Raw genomic sequence first — 1,111 nt, 5'->3', positions numbered from 1 at the left:
CGGGACCGGACGGGGCACATCTGCAGGCCAAGCAGCGCGGCCTGCACGTCGAGGAGCAGGGGCTGGGTGAACTCCTCGGTCCCTTCGCCGCCGAGCGCACGGCTGCGCAGCCGCTGGTCCTGGTCGCTGCCGTGGGTGTGGGCACCGTCGCCGCGGTCGTGCTCCTCATGGCGACGGGCCTGTCGGCGGCCCGGCGCAGGGCCGAGTTCACCTTGCTGCGGGCCCGTGGCATCAGCATGGGCTCGCTCACCGGCCGGCTGCTGGCCGAGAGCGCGGTGGTGGCGGTGCCGTCCGCGGCGGCCGGGCTGGTTTTGGCGCTGCTCCTGCTGCCGGCGGAACGTGCCGCGCTCGCTGTGTGGGCGGCCGCCGCGGTGGCCGTCGTGGCCACGGTGAGCCTGCCGCTGCGGGCGGTGACCACGGCCCGCCGGCCGCGCCCCGAACAGCGTGAGGACCTTGTCGCGGCCCGGCCGTCCCGGCGCCGCACGGTGGCAGAACTGGCGGTGGTGGTCGTCGTCGCCGGCGCCGTGGTCGCGCTGCGGCAGCGCGGCACGGCGGACGGCGGTGCGGACGTGCTGACCGCCGCGGCGCCGGTGCTGCTGGCGGTGGTCGCCGCGCTGGTGCTGCTGCGGCTGTACCCCTGGCCGGTGCGGCTGCTGGCGCGGCCCTTCGCACGCCTCGACGGGGCCGTGCTCCACCTCGGCCTGGCCCGCGCCGGACGCGCCCCGTCCACCACGGCCCTGCCTCTGCTCGCCGTGCTCGTTGCCCTGACGGTCACCTCCTTCGGCGGGTCCGTCCTCGCGGGCGTGGAGTCGGGACGCGACCGGGCGGCCGTCACCGCGGTCGGCGCGGACGCCCGCGTGCAGACCTTCGGCGCCCTGCCGCAGGGACTCGACGCCCAGGTCCGGAACATCGCGGGAGTACGCGAGGTCACGGGCGTCCGGGTAGAACCCGGACAGAAACTGATAAACGACCGCATCTTGTTCGACTTGCTGGTCGTCGATCCGGAGCCGTACGCCCGGCTCGTGGCGGCCACCGGACTGGGCTCCTCCTTCCCCGCCGGCAAGCTGGACTCAGGCGCGAAGGAGCCCATTCCCGCGATCGCCTCCCCGGC

At 75.8% G+C, this 1,111-nt stretch carries 1 pseudogene; it reads left to right on the top strand.

The features are described 5' to 3' along the window. A pseudogene (locus ABZ312_RS45125) lies at window positions 1-1,111 on the top strand (hypothetical protein); the annotation flags it as partial.

This window comes from Streptomyces sp. NPDC006207, assembly GCF_040613835.1.
In the GTDB taxonomy this organism is placed as follows: Bacteria; Actinomycetota; Actinomycetes; order Streptomycetales; family Streptomycetaceae; genus Actinacidiphila.
This window is presented reverse-complemented; position numbering and strand designations above follow the sequence as displayed.